This is a genomic window from Longimicrobiales bacterium, assembly GCA_029245345.1.
GTDB lineage: Bacteria > Gemmatimonadota > Gemmatimonadetes > Longimicrobiales > Gaopeijiaceae > CALFPJ01.
Genome location: JAQWPM010000021.1, coordinates 600,809 through 619,257, shown reverse-complemented (window position 1 = coordinate 619,257; position 18,449 = coordinate 600,809). Strand labels below are relative to the sequence as shown.

Genomic DNA, 18,449 nt, shown 5'->3' with positions numbered 1-18,449 from the left:
CGCGGCCGAGGAGGGAGCGCTGTACGGTGAGCTTGGGGCGCCCGGACAGGGGCGTCACGCCAAGGTTTTATCTGACGGAGATTTCGAAGGCTGTGGGTGGTCGGCTCTGGACGCAGCTTGTATCGATGCCGCTGACTGAACCGGTGCGAACGAGGTGTACCAGCATCGCCGTGATGCATGGACCGCCTTGACCGTGGCCTCCGTTAGGAACGACCACATGGACGTTGTTCGGCCACTGCTCTGCCATCCTGTTTCCGCCGCCGACAGGCGTCACCGGGTCACGGCCGCCGGACAGGATTAACACTGGTTTGTTTGATGTCACCGGTTCGAAGAAGGACGCCGGCATCTTTGCAGAGGGCCAACGCTCACACGCACGTTTGTAGCCGGCGATGAGGTAGTCACCCATGAACGTGCCGGCTGACGCCTCCTCAATCTCGGGCCACGAAAGCGGGTCGATATCTTCCGCGCACAGGACTGAGAAGTGGTATCCCGCGGGCACACCGGCGGTAGTGCCCACCCATGACTGCCGCTGTACATAGTAGTCCGCCAGCGCCTGCCAATTGCCGTCTTTCGCTTCGTAGATCCGGGCAGGCACGGTCTCCGACTGGCCGTACAACAGTCCGCGGAGAGCATACGACAGGGGTCCGATGCGGAACGGGGCTCTCGTGCTTCCAGCACGAACCAAGCGGGGCCGGGTGGACGCAGTCTGGAGGACCTCTTCTGTGACCGCTTGTAGGTCGGGGTATGCCTCGGAGCACTCGGGCTGTTCCGCGCATTCCGCGTACATGTTCTCGAGGGACTCCTGCAGGTAACGCGCGTGATGGACATAAACGCGGTCTTGGAGTGGTGCCACTCCGTTCATAATCACCGTGCGCACCATGTCCGGGTGCCGCCGGGTGAAGACTTGTGCCTCCACCGTGCCGTATGATCCACCGTTGATGTTCAGCTGTGCGTAGCCGAGCCATTCGGACAGCTCCGCCAAGTCGTCCATCGCGTTCGGCGTCGTGTACTGCGAGAGGTCGTGACGCCGGGACAACATGTCGCGGCACCCGTCCACATGGTCCAGCGGCATGACCGTCTCGAACCTCGACCGCATCCCGGTAGGGTAGGCGTTGTTGCACCCCAGCGGAGTCGAGTTGCCGGTTCCGCGGTGATCCACGAGAAGGACGTCACGGTCCGCTCGGATGTCGGCCCGACGGCGAGCCATAGAGCTGGATGCCGGCGTCATGGGAGACCCCGGACCGCCATTGAACTGGGTGTAGGCGTCGGCGCGTCCGCCGCCGTCTAATGCCTTAAGGACGACAAATGCCACGTCGATCGTGCGGCCAGCTGGGGCGGCCCGGTTTTCCAATACGCGGAAGCGTCCGCACACGGCCTCGCCTTCAACGGTGTCCAGGCACGGCTGGGTTATGCCCTCGCCAATGGCGTGATCGGTGGCCAGCGTTGGGAATTCTGGAGCCAGTTGGGCGGCTATGGGTGATACGGCCAGGACTCCGAGCAGGGCGACGGCGTATACCCCGAAACGATGGCCTCTCACCAAGGGTCAGCCGCCCTCTTCTTTCCTATACCCCATGAAGCTCCCCCCACCGTAGTCGCCGAAGTCGATGGTGCCGTTACGAAGCTGGCCATCGAGATAGGTGGCCTTGTACGTGACCGCGAACGCGCCGGCATCCATGAAGATGGATGCGACGAAGAAGACCTGGTCTCCTTCGATCGTGCCCTCGAGGTCGCCGCTCGCCATGGAGCTCGAGATCTCGCCCGTGAGCTTGTTGCCTTCTTGAACGAAGGTCACCTGTCGCTCACCGAGGCCGTTCGGAGACTCGACGTTGAAGACCCACTCACCGGTGAGGTCGAATTCCGGAGCCGGCTGAGCCGATGCGTGCTGGGCTGCAGAAAGCGTGAACGCGATGAGCAGGGCGGATATCGTGCCGATGCGTCGGGCGAGTAGCCTCGTGGCGAACTTCATACGTGCTCCGTTGATCCGAAATCGTTTACATGTCTATGCTGAAAAATGCGGACGATGCGACTGTGGTACAACGTCACGTGATAATCGGGGGCAGCCCGCGCGCGAGCACGAGACGGTTGTACTCTTGTACGGCGGTTTCCAGCAATGCTTCCAGCGCCTCCTCCGCGTCACGGAGCTGCTGACGCAGGATCACCTGCACTTCACCGTGCTGGTCGGTGGGGCGGAAGTCCGCTGAACCGACGGCTCCCCTCAGGTAGTTGAGCTGTCCCCACAGCATTGCAGGCCAGCGCACGCCGTCACCGCCGCCCGTGGTTTTGAGCTGCACCAGTGACGACTCCACTTCGATCAGCTGCTCCTCAAGCGTGCTCGAGGCCGCGTCGAACTCTTCGTCGGTGTCGTCGCTGGTCTCATCCACAACGGTCCGGATGTCCGCGATCTGTTTGCGGATCAACTCGATGCGATTCACCGCTGCAGCCGCTCCCTCCTGGTCCGCCCTGATCTCGTCCATGAGCGTGTACTGCGTCCGGATGTCCGAGAGTGACCCTTCGGATGTGGGGTCTTTCAAGACGGTGAGGGGCTGACTGGCCGCATCCTCTCCATCTATCACGAGTGTCACGGTGTACGTGCCCGGTGGTTGGAGCATGCCGCCTACTCGCCCGCCGGACCTGAAGCCCTCGTCGGGCATGCTGAACCAGTTCGCGAACAGTGGCTTGGTCCAGAGCTTCACCTGCGTGCCCGGCTCGTCCTGGAAGTCCCACCAGGCGCGGTTCACACCGGGTTCTGTCCCGCCATCAAGGGTCCTGACGACGTCACCTGCTGCATCCTCGATCCTCAGCTTCACCGACTCCGTGGCATCGTCACCAATCCAGTAGTTCAATGACGCTGCGTTCGGTGGGTTTTCGCCGTTCGCCCAGTCTTCAAGCGTGATCATGGGTTCGGTAACGGGCCGAAACCGATATGCGTCTCTTGTTTCGAACAGATGAGCGCCCGACGCAGCGACCTCCGCGTCGAGCTGCTGAACCGGCCCGAGGTCGTCCAGGATCCAGTAGCCCCGGCCGTACGTCCCGAGCACCAAATCGTTGAAGTGCTCCTGGACGAAGATCCCGTAGAACGGGGCAGGGGGCATGTTGTTCATAAACGTGCGCCAGCTCGCTCCGTCGTCGTAGCTCAGGTAGAGCGTGGTCTCAGTGCCCAAGTAAAGCAGGCCGGGCCTGACCGGGTCTTCGAGCAGGTACCGCGTGTAGTCGACAGGCATGTTCGAGATGCCTGATGTGATCTGCGTCCAACTCTCACCGTAGTCGTCCGTCTTGTAGGCGCGGGCAGCGAAGTCACCCACCTGATGATGCTCGATGGTGATGTACGCTTTGGCAGCGTCCCAACGTGAGGCATCGATGGAGCGTACGACGCCGTCTGCCGGCAGGTTCGGGATGTTGTCCGTGACGTTGGTCCAGGTGGCTCCGTCGTCGCGGGTGACCTGCACGATCCCGTCGTTCGAGCCGGTCCACAGCACACCTTCCTGCACCGGGGACTCGTCGAAGGCATAGATCACGCAGCAGTACTCGACGCCGATGTTGTCCGGCGTGAGTCCGCCGCTGATGCCTTGTTTGGACAGGTCGTTCGTGGTGAGGTCAGGGCTGATCACGTCCCAGCTCTGCCCGCCGTTGCGGGTCCGGTGCACAACCTGACTCGTCACGTAAATGGTGTTGTTGTCATGTGGCGAGATGAGCAGAGGGAAGGTCCACTGGAAGCGGTATCGAAGTCCGTCTGCGGGCCATCCGCCGGTGGACATGGGCCACACTTCTACGTTGCGGAACTGACCCGTCTCTACGTTGTGTCGCACGACGATGCCGCCGCGTGCGCCGGAGCCTGAAGCGCTCGACCAGACGATGTTCGGGTCTGTGGGATCAGGCGTTGCGAAGCCGCTCTCACCACCGCCCACGGCACGCCAGTCTCCTCGCGGAATGATGCCGTTCGCCCAGAGTCCACCTGTACGGGTGTTCGACGGCCCGCGGAACGAGGGGCCGTCCTGCCGGTTGCCGAGCACGTTGTACGGCACCGCATTGTCGGCCGTGACGTGGTACATCTGTGCGATCGGGAGTTGGATCCTATACCAGGAGGCGCCGCGGTTTTCCGTGATGACCACGCCGCCGTCGAATGCCAGAGCAAAACGTTCTGCGTTGCCGGGATCGATCCATATGTCGTGGAAGTCCCAGCCGGGGGATGACTTGTCACGGAGGAAGTTGGTGGTCGTGTGCGTCGTGCCGCCGTCCAGGGTCTTGCTGAAGCTGGACGACAGAAAGTAGACCTCGTCTTTGTCGTCAGATGCGACGCCGCAGCGGGTGTAGTACGCCTGCCGGGTGGCCAGGTCATGGTGGTACGAGACCAGGCTCCACGTCGTGCCGCCATCATCGGTCCGCCACAGCTCACCGGAGTCCGTCTCTTCGCCGTGGATCGGCACGCCGTCGCCCGTCTCGATCAGCGCGTAGATGCGCCGAGGGTCATCGGGTGAAGTACAGACGCCGATCTTGCCCACCGGTTTTGTCGGGAGCTCGCTCCCTTCCAGGCGTGTCCAGTTGTCACCGCCGTCCCGGGTCATGAACATGCCGCTGCCAGGACCGCCGCTTTCTCGACCCCACTGGTTGATTTCGATCTGCCACATGGTGGCCAGGATCTTCCGAGGGTTCGTCGGATCGAAGAGCATCTCGTATGCACCCGTGTTCTCATCCACGTGGAGCACGAGCTCCCACGTCGCGCCGCCGTCCATGGTGCGGTATAAGCCTCGCTCTGCGCTGGGCCCGTGCGAGTGGCCGAGGGACGCGACGTACACGATGTCCGGGTCCGACGGATGGATGAGGACCTTTCCGATGCGACCTGTGCCCTCCAGTCCCATATGCGCCCAGGTCTCTCCTGCATCAGTGGACTTCCAGACACCATTCCCGAGAGAGACGTTGGACCGAATCGACGTCTCACCCGTGCCGACCCACACGATGGCCGGGTCGGATGACGAGACCGCGAGGGCCCCGATCGCGTGTACCGGCTGGTCGTCGAAGACCGGTTTCCAGTGGATGCCCGCGTCCTCGGTTTTCCAAACTCCGCCTGTTGCCGCGCCTGCGTAGTAGGTGAAGCGATCGCCTTCCACACCCGCAATTGAGGTGGTCCGGTTACCGACCGGCCCAATATGCCGGAACGACAACTGGCTGAGCGCGTCGGTGGGGATCTGCTGTGCGGCTGCAGGGACGGCGAGTGTCAGGATCAGCGGCAAAGACGACAGAGCGCGGAGCGTCGGGCGCATGGCAATTTTCCTGCGTACAGTGGTGGGCCTACACGAACTCTCCTTCAATGGGCAGAGCAGCGAGACTTCGGGCAATGCTTAGTAAAGTGTGGTTAGGGCCTGAACTGAGTCGCTCTTGCGGCGGTACCGGCGCTCACCCCACCATCGGTCCTTGCAGTTCGCCCGCACCGAGGAAGTCCGTATGCCACGAGGATTTGAGAGCATGGGCAGTAGGCACGTGCTCATGGCCACTGTTGCAACGCTCGTCGCGTTCCCATGTGGCTTGGCCGGTCAGGAGCCGCAGCGCCTCATGGGCTTCACATCTGAGCGCGCCGCCGAGCAGCTCCGCTGGGAGCGTGTTATGGCCGCCGTGCCCGACACCGCGACGATGCGCGAATACCACTTCGCGATGACGCGGGCGCCTCATCACGCAGGCACCGAGGAGAACTACCGTCTCGCGACGTATCTGCGGGACATCTGGGATGGCTTCGGCTTCGAGACCGAGATGGTCCGTTACGACATTCTCGTGCCGTGGCCGGTCGATCTGAGTTTGCGACTCGTCTACCCAGAGACGATCGAGCTGGCCGTGACGGAGCCGCCGATTCCGGAGGACCCCGATTCGTACGTGGAAGGTGGGCTCCCGGGAATGGCGGCGTACGTCGCGTCAGGGCGGGCGGAAGGCGATGTGATCTACGCCAACTACGGCCGGATCGGGGACTATCGGCACCTGGACGACTTGGGGGTCTCACTCGAAGGCAAGATCGTGCTCGTGCGCTACGGAGGCACTCCGGGCCAGATGCGCGGCATGAAGGTGCGCGAGGCGGCGAAGCGAGGGGCGGTGGGGGTTGTGATCTACTCCGACCCGGAAGACGACGGCTACGTGCGGGGCGACATCTACCCGGAAGGCCGTTGGCGTCCCTGGGAGGGCATTCAACGAGGGAGCTTCCTCGACGTGCCGATCTACCCGGGGGACCCACTGACACCCTTCGAGCCTTCGATCCCAGGCGTCGAGCGCATCGCGTTTGAAGATGCGGAGAACGTTCAGAAGATCCCGGTCCAGCCGATCTCGTATGGGGAAGCCCTCAAGATCCTCGAACACGTCGGCGGCGACCTCGTGCCCGCGGAGTGGCAGGGCGGTTTGCCCCTAGCGTACCACATGGGACCCGGGCCGGCGCGCATCGAGATCGATGTCGAATACGACTATCAGGAACGGCCGGTGTGGAACGTCTTTGGGAAGGTGGTCGGCTCCGTTGAGCCCGAGAAGTTCGTGCTTGCGGGTGGGCATCGGGACTCTTGGGTCTTGGGTGCGCGCGACCCGACGAGCGGTGCGGTGTCGCTGTTGGAGACGGCGCGCGGTGTGGCCGCAGCCGTGGCGGAGGGCTTCCAGCCACGCCGAAGCATCGTGTTCGGAAGTTGGGGCGGTGAGGACTTCTTCCTACTCGGATCCACGGAGTGGGGGGAGCAGTTCGCCGACGAGTTGAAGGAGAACATGGTCGTCTACATCAACCGGGAGTCTTACACCTCCGGGAATTGGAGTGCTGCCGGGAACCATTCCCTCGAGCGCTTCATGATCGAGACGTCGAAGGACGCGCCCCACCCAGAGGCAGCGACGCTCTTTGATGCCTGGCAGGGTCAGCAACCGGGTGAAGCCTTGCGGCTCGGTGCGTTGGGGTCCGGGTCGGACTATACGGTCTTCCTTGACCATCTTGGTGTGCCGTCGCTCAACGTTGGATACGGAAGCGCCAACGGCATCTACCACTCGCTTTACGACACGTACTACTACTACCAGCGCTTCGGTGACCCCGGATACAAGTACGGAGTGGCTCAGGCGGATATGGTGGGCCGAATGGTTATGCGACTGGCGAACGCGGACATACTACCCTTCGATTTCACCAGTGCGTCGGGTGTAATCGCCGGATATGTGGACGAGCTCGTGGCGATGGATGAGGGCGGGCTCCTCCGCGACGAGCTCAGAGAGATCGGTGCGGCCAATGCGGCGATGCGTGTGGCCGCCACCGAGACGAACGGTGTCCTGGCCCGCTTGCTAGGCGGCGCCGCCGCGTCTGCCGAGCAGAACCGGAGTGCGGTGGACCAGGTCAATGCACTCATCATGCGCGCCGAGCGCGACATGATCGACGAACGCGGTCTTTGGCGCCGACCCTGGTATCGCAACTTGATCTATGCCCCGGGCTACTATGAAGGGTATGCAGCCAAGACCCTTCCCGGCGTGCGCGAGCCGATGGAAGACGGGGCGTGGGAGGTTGCGCGGACCCAGGCCGGCATGCTGGTCGAGGCGCTCGAGCGAGTCACGTTGGCGCTGACAGAGGCTGGAACGGTCGCCCGCGCTGCGACGACGAGGGTGATTAGTTGAGGTCCCTGCGCGGCGCCCTTGGGGTCGCCATTCTGCTCTTCTCGGCCGTGCGGCCTGCGGGCGCCCAGCAGCTCGCCTTGGTTGGCGGCATGCTGCTCGACGGCTACGAGGCGCCGGCCATCCACAACGCCACTGTGCTCATCGAGGGCGATCGCATCGTCGCGGTAGGTCGGTCGGACCAGGTGGAGATTCCGGCTGGCACACGCGTGATCGACACGCGCGGCATGACGATGATGCCCGGACTGATCGACCTTCATGTCCACACGATGTTTCTCGGCCACGGGGAGTACTCGGACTACTTCCCGTTCTTCACGCCGGAGAAGGAGAAGATGCTCGCGATCGCGGCTGAGCAGCTTCTCATGGCTGGAGTTACCACTGCGGTAGACCTCGGTGCGCCACTGGAGATCGTCGGCGTGCGGGATCGAATAAATGAAGGAGAACTCCCAGGCCCTCGACTGCTCGTGAGCGGCCCTTGGATTGCCGGTCGCGCGTGGGGCGGCTTCCCGGGTTACTTCCAACACGTCGTGACGAATCCGGAAGATGCGGCCCGAGTCACACACGAGTTGGCGGACGCCGGTGTCGATGTCATCAAGACGTGGGCTGCGATGTCCGAAGAATCGATGCGCGCTGTCGTGGAGGCCGCTCACTCGAGAGGGCTTCAGGTGCATAGTCACCTCTATGCGCCTGAGGCTATCCGGGCGGCACTGCGCGCTGGTGTCGACGTCATCCAACACGCGGGCTCCGCGGGGAATGCGCCTTACCCGGAAGATCTAGTAATGGAGATCGCCCATAGCGGCACCCCCGTCGTGCAGACCATCGCACACCGGCCCTGGGTCTTTCAGGCGACCATCGATTTCCCCGAGCGACTGCAGGACATCCGGCTGCGGGAGACGCTACCGCCCTCGTTGTACGAGGAGTTTCAGCGGTCCTTCGAGGATTTCCACCGGCTGTCCTATTTCCGCACGACGGCCCAGCAAACTCGAAAGAGCGAAGTGGCGGCCCGCCAATTCATCGACGCGAACGCCGTCATGGGGATGGGCACGGACTCCGGAAGTCCGCTCAACTTCCATACCGAATCTGCCTGGCGGGAAATCTCGGCGCTCGTCGACAGTGGCATGACTCCGCTGCAGGCCATTTCGGTGGCGACCAAGACCGGTGCTGAGATCATCCGCCGCGGCAACGACTTGGGCACGATCGAACCTGGAAAGCTTGCGGACATCCTCGTCGTGAGGGGGAATCCGCTCTTCGACATCAACGTGCTCGGGTATGTGGAGCACGTAGTGAAGGGCGGAACGGTGTATCGGTAGTGCTGGCTCGTGTGAGAATGACATCACCCGGAGGAGAATGATGAGGCGATCCATCGAATTGGGAGCCGTCGTGGCCGTGGTTCTAGCCGCGTGTAGTGCGCCACCGGAATCGCAGAGCGCCGGCGAGGCATCGGTCGACGACGAAGTCGTCCAGACGGCGTACCATGACTTCCGCCTGGTCGAGGTCGTGAACGGGCTCGTGAACCCGTTCAAGATCACCTTCACCCCGGAGGGCGACCTGCTCGTCACCGAGCGGCCCGGACGCCTCAGGATTGTACGGGACGGAGTGCTGTTGCCGGAGCCGGTCCAGGGCCTACCCGACATCCTAGCGCTGGGGCAGGGTGCGATGTCGATGAATGGGCTCGAACAAGCAGGCATGCGGGATGTCGTGCTTCACCCCGACTTTGCGTCGAATCGGCTCCTCTACCTCAGCTACACGAAGCCGGGCGCGGATTCTCTGGGAAGCCTCGCCGTCGTGCGCGGACGCTTCGAGAACGATCGCCTCTCTGAGGTCGAAGAGGTCTTTCACGCTTCCGCGGACGGAAACGGGAGTGAGCGCAGTTCTATGTGGGGCGGACGACTCGCCTTCGACGGTAACGGCTACCTCTTCATCACGTTGGGCGATCGGCAGTGGCCTTCCTATGGGGACCTCAGCGCTCATCCGGCGCAGAATTTGTCGAACCACAACGGCTCGACCGTACGGGTGCACGACGACGGGCGAGTCCCGGCAGACAATCCCTTCGTAGACCGCCCCGGAGCACTTCCGGAGATTTGGACGATCGGCCATCGGAACGCACAGGGCTTAGTTGTTCATCCTGAGACGGGCGATGTCTGGCTGAACGAACACGGCCCCCAGGGCGGAGACGAGCTGAACCTCATTCGGCCCGGGCTGAACTACGGTTGGCCCGTAGTGGGTTACGGGGTCAACTACACCTCGGGCGCCGCCATTCACCAGGGCACGCTCATGAAGGGGATGGAGCCACCCACGCACGTGTGGGTCCCATCCATCGGGGTCAGCGGTATGCTCGTCTACACCGGTGAGATGTTTCCGCAGTGGAAAGGGGACATGCTCGCGGGGGGATTAAGTGGCCAGCGGCTGGTCAGGATGCGCCTCGACGGGCAAGAGGTCTCGCGCGAAGAGGTCCTGCTTCAGGACATCGGTAGGATTCGAGATGTGGCTCAGGGCCCGGACGGCGCCATTTATCTCGCACTGGACGGCGGCGAGCGTTGGGTAGACGGTCCGCCCACAGCGATTCTCCGGATGGAGCCGGCTGGGCGACGGTAGCGCTGCCGGCAGCCTATCGACCAATCGCGGCCGACGTGTGATTTTAGCGCGCCGGCCGTTTTTGTGTCCCGACTACATAGCCAGGGTGGATATCCTGATTCGTCTGTGCTTTTTTCGTCTCCAGTGTTCGCGCCTCGCGAGTGCCGCGCTGCCCACCCTGTTAGCTGCGGGTCTGTGTGCATCTCCCGTTTCAGCTCAATCAATCCCGTCCGAGCTCGAGTCCCTTCCTCGTCCTGAAATCACCGCGAAGCGCATCTCCGGGATCCAGATTGACGGCCGCCTCGATGAAGCGGACTGGGCCACACTCACTCCGATCACGGACTTCGTACAAGCGCAGCCGAACGACGGCGCCCCGGGCACGGAGAACACCGAGGTCTTCTTCGGATACGATGACGAAAAGTTGTACATCGGGGCGAACATGTACGACTCGGACCCGTCCGCGATGATCACGAAGAGCCTGGAGCGAGACGCCCCGGGCATCCTCTTTGAAGAGATGGACGCGCTCGGCCTCGCCTTCGACACGTTCCTGGATCGACGGAACTCGTTCCTGTTCTTCGTGAACCCGATGGGCGGCCTGAAGGACGGGCAGGGCTTCGACGACGGACGATCGCGCGACTACGGGTGGAACGGTGTCGTCGATGTGCGAACCACGCAGCACGAGCGCGGCTGGACGATGGAGATGTCCATTACGTGGCGTTCGCTGCGCTTCGATCCGAGCATCGAGAATCAGTCGTGGGGGCTGAACATCTTGAGGCGGGTGCGTCGCAAGAACGAGGTGACGTACTGGGCGCCGCTGGACCGCCGAAATCGGATCTTCCTGATGTCGAGTGCTGGGACCCTGAAGGGATTGGGACGTCTGCCTGCGGGCAACAACCTGACCGTAAAGCCGTTCGCGCTGACTGCGAGTGGGAGTGGCGCCACGCTCGCGGAGGACCTGCGCGGTGCAGAAGCCGATGCCGGGCTCGACCTGAAGTACGGCATTACGCCGAACCTCACGCTCGACCTCACGTACCGGACCGACTTCTCACAGGTCGAAGCCGACGCGGAGCAGGTGAACCTGACGCGCTTCCCGCTCTTCTTCCCGGAGCAGCGAGAGTTCTTCTTGGAGAATTCTGGAACGTTCTCCTTCGGCGACGTGAGCCGAGTGCCTGGTGTGCCGCGTTCCAATACGTCGTTTCGGGACTTTACGCTCTTCCATTCTCGCCAGATCGGACTTCGTGGAGGCACACCGGTGCCGCTCACGGGCGGTGCACGTCTCACGGGGAGAATCGGCGAGATGGAGGTCGGTCTTCTCAACATCCAGAGTGAGATGTTCGATGGCGAAGCGGCTGAGAACTTCAGCGTCGTAAGGCTCCGACGGAGTGTCTTCGGTCGTTCAGACGTCGGTGTGATTTTCACGAACCGGCAGGACACGGGCGTCGGTGGGGCGGGTGGCTCCAATCGGACGGTCGGGTTCGATACGAACCTGCGTCTCCTGGGCAACTTGTTCGTGAACGCGTATGGGGCGGCGTCTCGGGATGGCTCGGTGGACGATGAGGCGGCCCGCCTGGCAGTCGGCTGGCGGGACCGGTTCTGGAACGTGGCCGCGTCCGTTCGACGCATCGGGGACGACTTCGCGCCCGGCATGGGATTCGTGCGTCGAAAGGGGATCCGTGAAGGATACGCGACCGTAGGCGTCCACAAGCGCCTCGCGGATTCACGTCTCTTGGAGTTCAATCCCTACGTCCAAACCACCTTCACGACCAACCTGTTCGCCGAGCTCGAGTCGCGGGAGCAACGGGCGGGGCTCGGCCTCAGTTTTGACGATCGCTCGTCGGTCAACTTCACTTATACGGATCGATTCGAGCGCATCACGACGCCGTTCACGATCTCCGGCACGGCCGTGCCGGTAGGCGACTACGACTTCACAGAGGGCTCTGTGCGTTACTCGTCGAGCCGCGGAAAGGAGTTGTCCGGATCTCTGTCCGTGTCGGGTGGCGGATACTTTGGCGGAGACCGAGTCAGCTTCAGTGGGTCCGCACGCTGGCAGCCGGGGCCAGGTGTGACCGCGGAAGTGGTAGTAGCTCGCAACAACCTGACGCTGGGTGGCAACGAATTCTCGGTTGATGTCTACGCAGGTCGATTGAAATACGCGGTCTCGACCACGCTGAGCTTCGCTGCGTTCGTCCAGCTCAACGCAGAGACGGACGAGATGGTCACCAACCTGCGCGCGAATCTGATCCATGCTCCGCTCAGCGATCTGTTTCTGCTCTACACGGAGCGGCGGGGCATGAACGGAGGTGGGGTGCTCGAGCGCTTCGTGACACTAAAAGTGACGCGCCTGCTGATCTTTTGATGCGCGAAGGCTCCGAGCGGTCCTCCGCTCGGGGCCTTCGTGTTCGTCGCTGCGAGGCGCCTGCTCCGGCGATTCTCCTCAGTGAGCTACGGAACGTTCTCGTGGGGTCCGTGCGGGGAGGCTTGCTCGACGCGGATGATGCGCTCGGTATGCTGGATGATGCCGGACGGATTCTGGCGGACCGGGTGGCGGCTGTGGACGGAGCTGCGGTCTTTCGGTCCGCGCTCGACCTGGGGCTCAGCGCCTACGATGCAGAGTTCGTGGTGCTGGCGCGGGCCCTCGGTACGCCGCTGGTCACCGAGGACCACCAGATATTGGAAGCCGCCCCCGGGGTCGCGGTACCGCTCGCCTAGGTAGCAGCCCCTCCGGCTCGAGCGCACTCCGCTTGCACCGCGGTTCGAGGAGAATCATTCTTGCGCCCCCGACTAGGAGGCCCTTTGAAGCGATCACGAAGAGCGACTGCAATCGCGCTCACGGTTACGGCGCTTGCCGCGCTGGCCGCACCCGTCTACGCACAGGAGAGCCTCGAACAGCGAGTCGAGCGCATCCTGTCTCGTGTCCCGCTTATCGACGGGCATAACGACCTCCCCGGCAAGATTCGGGACATCAAGACCGCAGATGGGGATGTCGGTCTTTATGATCTGAGGCAGAGGACCGAGGGGGATACCGACCTCCCGCGGTTACGGACGGGGATGGTCGGCGCGCAGTTTTGGTCCGTGCACGTCGACGTCGCAGACCCGGCACCAGCAAAACAGCAGCTCGAGCAGATCGATATCGCGCATCGGATTATCGAGGCGTATCCGGACGAGCTCGAGTTCGCGGGCAGCGCGTCGGACATCCGGCGCGTTTTCGGGGAGGGAAAGATCGCGTCGATGCTCGGGATCGAAGGCGGGCATGTCATTGAGAACTCTCTCGGTGCTCTGCGTGCGTTCTACCGAGCCGGCGTCCGTTATATGGGACTGACCCACTTCTCGAACACCGACTGGGCGGATTCTGGCACCGACGATGTCGTGCAGAACGGGCTCTCCCCGTTCGGCGAGGAGGTGGTTCGAGAGATGAACCGACTGGGTATGCTCGTGGATCTGGCGCATACGTCGGCCGCGACAATGAGCGACGCGCTCAACGTCGCCGAAGCGCCCGTCATCTTCTCGCACGCAGGTGCGATGGCGCTCGCCGATCACCCCCGCAATGTCCCGGACTCGATCCTGGAACGGATGCCGGGCAACGGCGGCGTCGTGATGCAGGTCTTCTTCCCGCCGTACCTCGACGTCCAGGACTCCATTGCTTCCATCTCGGATGTGGCTGACCACATCGAGCACATCAGGGACGTCGCGGGGATCAACCACGTCGGCCTAGGCTCCGACTTCGACGGGATTCCGTCCTACGTCGACGGCCTCGAAGACGTCTCCACCTTCCCGGCGCTCTTCATGGAATTGGCGCGCCGCGGATGGTCCGACGAGGACCTCGGGAAACTCGCGGGGGAGAACCTGCTCCGTGTGCTACGGCAGAGTGAAGCGACGGCAATGCGGCTCCGCCGGGAGCGCTCGCCGTCTACGAGGACGATCGAGGAGATGGATCGGGGGCGGTAGCCCCTCCGGAGCCCGCCGTGACACCCACCCGCAGAGAGTTCCTGAGAAACACCGGAGCCGCCGGCCTCGCGCTGACCGTACCCGGCTGGATCACCGCGTGCGCCCCCGGCAGGCGTCCGACGAACATCGTGCTGATCTTCACAGACGATCAGGGCTACGCGGACCTCGGGGTGTACGGCGCTGAAGGCTTCCAAACGCCGCATGTGGACCGCCTAGCCTCCGAAGGCATGCGCTTCACGGACTTCTACGCGTCGGAGGGTGTGTGTTCGGCGTCGCGGGCGTCGCTCCTGACCGGATGCTACGCGCCGCGGGTGTCGATTTTTGGGGCGTTGAGCCCAGGGTCCCAAGTGGGGCTGCACGAAGACGAGGTGACCCTTGCGGAGCTCCTCAAGCCGCTTGGCTACGCCACCGCGGCGGTCGGGAAGTGGCACTTAGGGCACGGACCCGAGTTTCTGCCGCTGCGCCAAGGCTTTGACGAGTACCTCGGCCTTCCGTACTCAAACGACATGTGGCCGGTCGACTACGACGGTGTGCCCGTGGGGGAGGGCAACAAGAGCCAGTATCCACCGCTGCCCCTCATCGACGGATCCGAGGTTGTGGAGACTATCGACGAACTCGCGGACCAGGACCAACTGACGACGCGCTACACGGAACGTGCCGTGAGCTTCATCGACCGCGCTTCCGATGGCCCGTTCTTCCTCTACCTCGCCCATTCGATGCCCCACGTGCCGCTCGGTGTGTCGGACAAGTTCCGAGGCACGAGTGAGCAGGGCATGTACGGGGACGTGATCCAGGAGATCGACTGGTCTGTGGGTCAGGTGCTGGAGGCGCTCGACCGGAACGGCGTCGCCGAGGATACCCTCGTGATCTACACGAGCGACAATGGCCCGTGGCTCAACTACGGGAACCACGCGGGATCCGTGGGGCCGCTGCGGGAAGGCAAGGGCACGGCGTTAGAAGGCGGACCGCGCGTGCCGGCCATCATGCGTTGGCCCGGCTACATCGCGCCTGACTCGGTTTGTACGAAGATGGCCTCGACAATCGACGTCCTGCCGACGGTGGCGGCCATCACTGGCGCTGCGCTCCCCGAGCATCCGATCGACGGCGTGGACATCCTACCGCTACTGAAGGGCGATCCGTCGGCACACCCGCGCACCGAGTTCTGGTTCTTCTATACGGGCGAGCTCCGGGCTGTACGCGAAGGCCGCTTCAAGCGTGTCTTCGAACACCGGACGCGATCCTACTCGGGCGTGGAGCCAGGGATGGACGGACACCCCGGCCCGTATGCCTTCCCGACTGTGCCGGCCGCGCTCTACGACCTCGACGCCGACATCGGCGAGTCGGTCGACGTTTCGGGTGAGCATCCGGACGTTGTAGCTCGCCTCGACGCGATGGGCGAGCGGGCCCGCGCGGCCTTGGGCGATCGGCTCACGCAGCAAACCGGGACCGAGGTTCGCCCCCCGGGCAGGCGCTCTCTCGGCAGGCCGGACACTATCGAGCATCTGGGTGTCGGGGCGACGGTGATGAGCGCGACGGACTCGGACCCGCGCTATGCAGGCGCGGGCTCAGGGGCCTTGGTGGACGGCCGGGCAGGCTCCGGCGACTTCCGTGACGGACGCTGGCTCGCCTTCGACGGTGTCGATCTCGCCGTCGCGCTCGATCTGGGAGAAGCGCGCTCCGTTTCGCGGGTGGGTGTGGACTGCCTGCAGGTTCAGTCCGCGTGGATTCTGCTGCCCAGAAGCCTCTCCGTGAGCGTTTCGGCAGACGGCGAAGACTGGCGGTCACTCCCCACGCTCACCGTGACGCCGGAGCCGGACACGACGGTGGAGGCGCGGCTTCTGTCCGTCGACGTCGGCGGCGGACCCGTGCGGTACATACGGGTGGTGGCCGCCAACCGGGCCATCCTGCCCGATTGGCATGTCGGTGCGGGCGATACCGGTTGGATCTTCGTGGACGAGATCGTGGTGGAGGGGGCTTAAGGCTCCGTGCTGACTCCCGCCGGAATCGATTCACCTCCCCCTTGATCGCCTCCCTTTTAGGGATCGAGGGTGGGCATGTGATTGAGAACTCGCTTGGGGCTCTGCGCGCGTTTTACCGGGCCGGCGTCCGGTATATGGGACTGACCCACTTCTCGAACACTGACTGGGCCGATTCCGGCACCGACGACCGCGATCCGTCACGGACAACCAACTCCTGGATCTCACCTGGCGGCGGAATCTCGATCGAGGCGGGCGGCATGTCCTGTGCTTCCAGAGCCGAGGAAAGCGGAAGCGCGAAGGCAAAACAGGCAATCACAACGGACAATCGTCGCATGAATCGTCCCTGGGGGTGGGGGCTCATCGCATCCTAGTCATCGGAATATCGTTGGAATCCCTAGGTAGAAACGACCCCATGATGTCGTAGACGGCCCAGTACCAACGCCACCTGTGCCCTTGGGCCGATTGACTCGCCATAGTCACGGAAACAACGGTGGTGGCACCCTCCCTCGTGTGGCTTGTTCGAACGCATAGGCGAGCTCGATCAGGCGGGGCTCGCTACAAGCCGCGCCGTTGAAGCCCACGCCGAAGGGTGCTGGGTTAGGGTCGAATCCTTCGGGAAACGACGAATCGCCCGCTCTCGACACAAACCCGAACGGCACCACAATGATCGGAGTTCCGGCCCGAGCGGCGAGTCCGGCGCCCATGCTGGAGGGTGTGAGGATCGCATCGAGGTTGTGCTCTTCAAGAACGGCATCGATTCCGCGGGTGCGACTGAGGAGCACATCCTTGGCCATATCGACCTCGTTGCGGGCGCGATCACCTTCTAGGTCCATCTCGTCCGAGATGTCGAAGCGCGACTGCTCGTACTTCATCGAGCCGGCCTCGCGGTGGGCCAGATTCCACTCGCGCAGTTCCGTGAGCGTTTTCACCGGCGCGGAATCCCCTAGGCCCTCCAGCCAGTCGTTGAAGTCACGCTTCATCCCGTACTTAAAGTTGATGGTACACTCCTGATCCGCCCCTTTGGCCTGCTCGCCTCCAACGCAAATATCCCAGACGGCAAAGTTGTTCTGAGGATCGGGATCGACGAAGCTGGGCACGTCAGCGGGATCAACAATGACGGCACCCGCAGCCTCCAACGCAGCGATGGCCTGAGCCATGAGTGCGGCGCCATCCGCATTCAGGCCGCCCATCGACCGACCGGCTACAGTGATCGCATCGTAGTAATACGCGCGCGGAACACCGATGCGGGCGCCGAGCAGTCCGTCCGCAACAAGGTGCGGAGTGTAGTCGCGACCGGGCGGAGGTGCGCACACACCGGTGGCCGGATCGTTGGGATCTGCTTCAGCACTCTCCAGTGCGCCCAGCATCACGGCCGCATCGGCCACGGAGCGCGTCATGGGCCCCGCCATGTCGTGGTCGAGCGTAACCGGCGCGATTCCCCACCGGCTGAGTCGACCCAATGTGGGCCGAATGCCAACCAGCATGGTGGCGTTTGCGGGGCTGATGATTGATCCGCCAGTGTCCGTGCCGACGTTGCCCTGCCAAAAACTCGCTGCGGTCCCGATTCCCGAACTCGATCCGCCCGTATTCAGCACCGGACGACCGTCGAAGCGACCCGGTCGTGGATCCCGCCTTGGGTCGTAGGGGTTGAAGCCGAAGCCTGTGAGTGCGTTGTAGTTGCCGGGCATTTGGTTGGGCGAACCCGCCATGAAGTTGGCGAATTCGGTCAGGCCGGCCTTTGCGATGATGATGGCGCCGGCGTCGCGCAAATTGCGGGTGACGGTGGCTTCAAAGGGCGGCACATAGTCCGCAAACGCCAGCGCACCTCCTGTTGTGGGGAGGTGGGTAGTCTGGATGTTGTCCTTAAGGGCAACGGGAATTCCGTGGAGTGGCCCCCGCACCCTACCCGCGGCCCGCTCGGCATCCAATGCCTCGGCCTCCGCGATTGCGTTCGGGTTCACGAACACGGCAGCGTTCAGCCTGTCCTCGTACACAGCGATCCGGGTGAGGTAGTGCACCACCAACTCACGCGAGGTCAACGCTCCCGACGCCATCAATCCCTGAAGCTCCGGAATGGAGGATTCCGTGACCGTGAAGTCAGACGGCGGCGCGGGCTCTACCGCACACGCGGCGATGGACCCCAGGGAAACCCACATGAGGGCGAGATGGGCGATGCGTGTCATAGATAGCTCCAAGACAGCGATGACGACCCGGACCGAGGCGGTCGGGGAGAGAATGATGAAGGCCAACACGTGCGACCAGCAAGCCCGAGGGCACGCGTGACATCTTCAGTTGGCTTGACAGAACGGTGGCTGCTAAAGGTGAGCGCGGAGAAGCGGAATCACT

General features: G+C 63.4%; 12 protein-coding genes. 7 read left to right on the top strand and 5 right to left on the bottom strand.

What is annotated here, in order from left to right; translation table 11 throughout:
* Positions 1-67: 67 nt before the first annotated feature.
* The 3 genes from P8L30_13755 to P8L30_13745 all read right to left on the bottom strand — a co-directional run bounded on the left by P8L30_13755 (position 68) and on the right by P8L30_13745 (position 5,258).
* Positions 68-1,537 (bottom strand): alpha/beta hydrolase, encoded by a 1,470-nt coding sequence (locus P8L30_13755; GenBank protein ID MDG2241263.1) that lies wholly within the window; start codon positions 1,535-1,537, stop codon positions 68-70.
* A gap of 6 nt (positions 1,538-1,543) precedes the next feature.
* On the bottom strand, positions 1,544-1,966 hold the full coding sequence (locus P8L30_13750) for a hypothetical protein (protein ID MDG2241262.1): 423 nt from the start codon (positions 1,964-1,966) through the stop codon (positions 1,544-1,546).
* Positions 1,967-2,039: 73 nt separating this feature from the next.
* Positions 2,040-5,258 (bottom strand): hypothetical protein, encoded by a 3,219-nt coding sequence (locus P8L30_13745; GenBank protein ID MDG2241261.1) that lies wholly within the window; start codon positions 5,256-5,258, stop codon positions 2,040-2,042.
* A 181-nt stretch (positions 5,259-5,439) separates the two neighbouring features.
* Here P8L30_13745 and P8L30_13740 point away from each other — a divergent pair, with 181 nt between their 5' ends.
* From P8L30_13740 to P8L30_13710, 7 genes are all read left to right on the top strand, one after another.
* Positions 5,440-7,608 (top strand): transferrin receptor-like dimerization domain-containing protein, encoded by a 2,169-nt coding sequence (locus tag P8L30_13740; GenBank protein ID MDG2241260.1) that lies wholly within the window; start codon positions 5,440-5,442, stop codon positions 7,606-7,608.
* Positions 7,605-8,915 carry an amidohydrolase family protein gene (locus P8L30_13735; GenBank protein MDG2241259.1) on the top strand — a complete coding sequence of 437 codons (1,311 nt, stop codon included), beginning with the start codon at positions 7,605-7,607 and terminating at the stop codon, positions 8,913-8,915. The genes P8L30_13740 and P8L30_13735 overlap by 4 nt, the downstream gene beginning before the upstream one ends.
* A gap of 40 nt (positions 8,916-8,955) precedes the next feature.
* Positions 8,956-10,200 carry a PQQ-dependent sugar dehydrogenase gene (locus tag P8L30_13730; GenBank protein ID MDG2241258.1) on the top strand — a complete coding sequence of 415 codons (1,245 nt, stop codon included), beginning with the start codon at positions 8,956-8,958 and terminating at the stop codon, positions 10,198-10,200.
* 85 nt (positions 10,201-10,285) lie between these two features.
* A complete protein-coding gene (locus P8L30_13725) occupies positions 10,286-12,535 on the top strand; it encodes a DUF5916 domain-containing protein (GenBank protein MDG2241257.1) in 2,250 nt (749 codons plus the stop codon).
* Positions 12,535-12,888 carry a type II toxin-antitoxin system VapC family toxin gene (locus P8L30_13720; protein ID MDG2241256.1) on the top strand — a complete coding sequence of 118 codons (354 nt, stop codon included), beginning with the start codon at positions 12,535-12,537 and terminating at the stop codon, positions 12,886-12,888. The genes P8L30_13725 and P8L30_13720 overlap by 1 nt, the downstream gene beginning before the upstream one ends.
* Before the next feature lie 84 nt (positions 12,889-12,972).
* On the top strand, positions 12,973-14,124 hold the full coding sequence (locus tag P8L30_13715; protein MDG2241255.1) for a dipeptidase: 1,152 nt from the start codon (positions 12,973-12,975) through the stop codon (positions 14,122-14,124).
* Between the two features lie 17 nt (positions 14,125-14,141).
* Positions 14,142-16,103: a sulfatase-like hydrolase/transferase gene (locus P8L30_13710; GenBank protein ID MDG2241254.1), complete on the top strand. Its 1,962-nt coding sequence runs from the start codon at positions 14,142-14,144 to the stop codon at positions 16,101-16,103.
* A 112-nt stretch (positions 16,104-16,215) separates the two neighbouring features.
* Here P8L30_13710 and P8L30_13705 read toward each other — a convergent pair whose 3' ends face one another.
* Together P8L30_13705 and P8L30_13700 are read right to left on the bottom strand one after the other, a co-directional pair.
* Positions 16,216-16,437 carry a hypothetical protein gene (locus P8L30_13705; protein ID MDG2241253.1) on the bottom strand — a complete coding sequence of 74 codons (222 nt, stop codon included), beginning with the start codon at positions 16,435-16,437 and terminating at the stop codon, positions 16,216-16,218.
* Between the two features lie 142 nt (positions 16,438-16,579).
* Complete coding sequence (locus P8L30_13700; GenBank protein MDG2241252.1) at positions 16,580-18,286, bottom strand: amidase family protein; 1,707 nt, start codon at positions 18,284-18,286, stop codon at positions 16,580-16,582.
* Positions 18,287-18,449 lie beyond the last annotated feature (163 nt).

What these genes read in the sequence shown, in the direction of transcription:
- P8L30_13745 (MDG2241261.1), bottom strand. Translation starts at nt 5,258, where the DNA reads ATGCGCCCGACGCTCCGCGCTCTGTCGTCTTTGCCGCTGATCCTGACA.
- P8L30_13700 (MDG2241252.1), bottom strand. Translation starts at nt 18,286, where the DNA reads ATGACACGCATCGCCCATCTCGCCCTCATGTGGGTTTCCCTGGGGTCC.
- P8L30_13705 (MDG2241253.1), bottom strand. Translation starts at nt 16,437, where the DNA reads ATGCGACGATTGTCCGTTGTGATTGCCTGTTTTGCCTTCGCGCTTCCG.
- P8L30_13730 (MDG2241258.1), top strand. Translation starts at nt 8,956, where the DNA reads ATGAGGCGATCCATCGAATTGGGAGCCGTCGTGGCCGTGGTTCTAGCC.
- P8L30_13720 (MDG2241256.1), top strand. Translation starts at nt 12,535, where the DNA reads ATGCGCGAAGGCTCCGAGCGGTCCTCCGCTCGGGGCCTTCGTGTTCGT.
- P8L30_13740 (MDG2241260.1), top strand. Translation starts at nt 5,440, where the DNA reads ATGCCACGAGGATTTGAGAGCATGGGCAGTAGGCACGTGCTCATGGCC.
- P8L30_13750 (MDG2241262.1), bottom strand. Translation starts at nt 1,966, where the DNA reads ATGAAGTTCGCCACGAGGCTACTCGCCCGACGCATCGGCACGATATCC.